Consider the following 3,012-nt stretch of genomic DNA (forward strand, 5'->3'; position numbering starts at 1 on the left):
ATAAAAAGAAAGGCGACTATACTGAAGCCATGAATGCCGCCGATTATGCCTTCTCCCTGGAAATAAGAAATATAAAACAGATAGAAGCAGTTAAAGTGGCAGAGATCCAGGCAAAATATGAAACAGAGAAGAAAGACCGCAATATTGCGGAACTGAGCAGCCGGAATGTGTTAAATGAAAAAGTGATCCGCCAGCAACGATGGACGCTGGCACTGGCCTCACTGGTATTCATTGGCCTCCTTTTATTCTTCTACATTATACACAGACAATACCGGTTGAAAGAAAAAAACAAATTACTGCAATCGGAAAACAGCCGGCTGAATATTGAACAGAAATTACTACAGGCCCAGCTCAATCCACATTTCATATTTAATTCCATTGCCAACCTGCAAAGCCTGGTGGCTTCCGGCGATACCAAAGAATCTGTCCGCTACCTGTCGGCCTTTTCCGGACTACTCCGCAGTGTACTGGAACAAAGCAGGCGGGATTTTATCAGCCTGGAAGAAGAAGTGACTTCTCTGAAAAATTACCTTCAGCTGCAACAGATGCGCTTTGCCGGGATTTTCGACTATGAGGTAACGGTGGCCGATAATCTCTATCCGGAAGAGATCCTGATTCCACCTATGTTGGTGCAACCTTTTGTGGAAAACGCCATAGAGCATGGCTTCCGGAATATTCAATACAAAGGCATGTTAAGGGTATCCTTCAGGGCGGTGAACAACCAGGTACTCATCCTGGTAGATGACAACGGTACCGGCATTACCCCTAAAGAGGAAGGGCAGCAAAAGAAAAAAAGATCCCTTGCCGGAATTATCCTGAAGGAAAGACTGCAAGTGCTTTTCAAGTCCAATGGGCAGGAAGCCAACTTTGATATTGAAAATAAAACAGGCGACGGAGCACATGGCGTTACCGTACGCATTGTAATACCGGAAATTAAAGATTAAACCAGAAAAGAAGCATATATGAAGCTGTATATTCTTGAAGATGAAACGCTGATACTGAAACACCTGTTACAGGTAGTTCAAAGCATTCCCTTTGTTCAGGTGGTGGGTAATTCACAGGAAGTAGCACAGGCCGCGAGGGAGATTCCTGCCTTGAAACCAGATATTATTTTAGCAGACATCCGGCTGAAAGATGGCGATAGTTTCCGGTTATTTCATGAAATAGGAAATGAAGGATTCCAGGTTATTTTTCTGACGGCTTACGATCAATATGCCATACAGGCACTTAATATGGGGGCTTTCGGCTACCTGTTAAAACCCATAGACGAAGCGGCTTTAACGGACATGCTGAACAAATGTTTCCATCAAAAGAAGCAGGAACATGTGGAGCAGCAACAACTGGAAATAGCCCGGCAACATTATATGTCGCAGGGCAGCACCATCCCTAAACGGCTTGCATTAAAAAGCCTTGAATATATAGAAATCGTTGCTATAGAAGATATCATGTATTGCAAGAGTGATAAGGGCTACACTACCTTCTACCTGAAAAATAAACGCGAAATCCTGGTATCAAAAGGCTTAAAGGATTATGAAAGTTTATTGTTGCCCTCCGGCTTTTTGAGATGTCATCAGTCTTACCTGGTTAATTTCCACTACGTGGAAAAATACTACCGGGAAGGATATTTAAAGATGTTGAATAATGAACAGGTGCCCGTTTCCAGCCGGAAAAAGGAAGAAGTACTCCATTACCTGGAGAATATTTCCTAGTTATTACACTCGCAGCGAACCACGGAAACCTCTGGCAGCATAATAAGATTCGGCGCCGTTATGATATACAAAAACGTGATCATAGCGGCGATCGCAAAAGAGGGCGCCCCCGAGTTTTCGTATAGCGGGTGGCGTTACTATCCAGCTGGAGGTCTTCAGGTCGAAATTGCCAAGTTCCTGCAGGCTGCTGTATTCTGTCTCTGTTAAAAGCGCAATACCCATATCTGCCGCCATCTGAACGGCACTATTTTCCGGTTTATGTTCTTTTCTTGACTCCAGCGCTTCATGGTCGTAACAAATGCTTCTGCGGCCCTTGGGGCTTTCAGCGGCACAATCGAAAAAAATGTATTCATCCGTTTTTTTATCATAGCCCACTACATCCGGTTCGCCGCCGGTTAACTCCATTTCATCGAGCGACCATAGTTTTTCCGGATTCGCTTCCAGCTTTGCCTCTACGGCAGTCCAATCGAGTCCTTTATGGCGGTTTTTATTTTTCTCGAAACGGGTTTTCAATACACTGAGTAGTGATTGGCTTTGTTCGGACGATAACTTTTTTTTACTGGTTTTCATGGTGCAACTGCTTTTGTATAAAATCTTTACAGGATGACCGGAAAGATAGGGAAAATTTCAAGATCAGTTAAACAATTGCCGGAATTCCAGGGGAGACTGGTTGGTTTTTATTTTGAATAGTTTACTGAAAGATTGTGGATGTTCAAAGCCCAGTTCGTAAGCAATCTGACTCACTGATAACCCAGTGCCAGACAGCTTTTCCTTCGCTTTTTCAATGAGCTTTTCATGGATGTGTTGCTGCGCGTTCTGTCCTGTGAGTGAACGTAACATATCGCTTAAATAGCGGGGTGAAAGATGGAGTTGTTCTGCCAGGTATTCCACGGAGGGAAGTCCTTTTTTTAATGCATCGGCCGAGTCGAAATAATCATTTAACAACTGCTCCATTTTCGTGAGCAAATCATGATTCACCGCTTTGCGGGTGATGAATTGCCGCTTGTAATAACGATTGCTGTAATTGAGCAATACTTCTATGTAGGAGATCATCACGTCCTGACTGAAATCATCAATGGGATTGTTGAGTTCCGTGTTGATCTGCTCCAGGATATCGAGGATAGTAGCTCTTTCTTTTTCAGAAAGATGAAGGGCTTCATTGGCTTCATAAGAAAAGAAACCGTAATTTTTGATATTTTTTCCTAATGGGTAGTTGCGGATAAAGTCCGGATGAATGAGCAGTGTAGCCCCAAAAAACTCGGTATCATTTTCAATAGATATGATTTGATGAGGGGCAGTGAAT

The 3,012-nt window shown here is 43.3% G+C and carries 4 protein-coding genes; 2 read left to right on the plus strand and 2 right to left on the minus strand.

Annotation, left to right across the window (positions count from 1 at the left end; all coding sequences use genetic code 11):
• Positions 1-944: sensor histidine kinase (locus VIP81_RS20075; RefSeq protein WP_331965276.1), on the plus strand; the 944-nt coding region annotated here is incomplete at its 5' end.
• Between the two features lie 18 nt (positions 945-962).
• Complete coding sequence (locus VIP81_RS20080; RefSeq protein ID WP_331965279.1) at positions 963-1,709, plus strand: LytTR family DNA-binding domain-containing protein; 747 nt, start codon at positions 963-965, stop codon at positions 1,707-1,709.
• Between the two features lie 3 nt (positions 1,710-1,712).
• On the opposite strand, the gene VIP81_RS20085 is transcribed toward VIP81_RS20080, so the two are convergent.
• Together VIP81_RS20085 and VIP81_RS20090 are read right to left on the minus strand one after the other, a co-directional pair.
• Positions 1,713-2,279 carry a DUF4256 domain-containing protein gene (locus VIP81_RS20085; RefSeq protein WP_331965282.1) on the minus strand — a complete coding sequence of 189 codons (567 nt, stop codon included), beginning with the start codon at positions 2,277-2,279 and terminating at the stop codon, positions 1,713-1,715.
• Positions 2,280-2,342: 63 nt separating this feature from the next.
• A partial coding sequence (locus VIP81_RS20090) for a helix-turn-helix domain-containing protein (RefSeq protein ID WP_331965285.1) occupies positions 2,343-3,012 on the minus strand: 670 nt, incomplete at its 5' end.

Source organism: Chitinophaga sp., assembly GCF_036566945.1.
Taxonomy (GTDB): Bacteria; Bacteroidota; Bacteroidia; order Chitinophagales; family Chitinophagaceae; genus Chitinophaga.

Excerpts from the sequence above, each read along its gene's own strand:
- VIP81_RS20080 (WP_331965279.1), top strand. The coding sequence starts at position 963 with ATGAAGCTGTATATTCTTGAAGATGAAACGCTGATACTGAAACACCTG.
- VIP81_RS20085 (WP_331965282.1), bottom strand. The coding sequence starts at position 2,279 with ATGAAAACCAGTAAAAAAAAGTTATCGTCCGAACAAAGCCAATCACTA.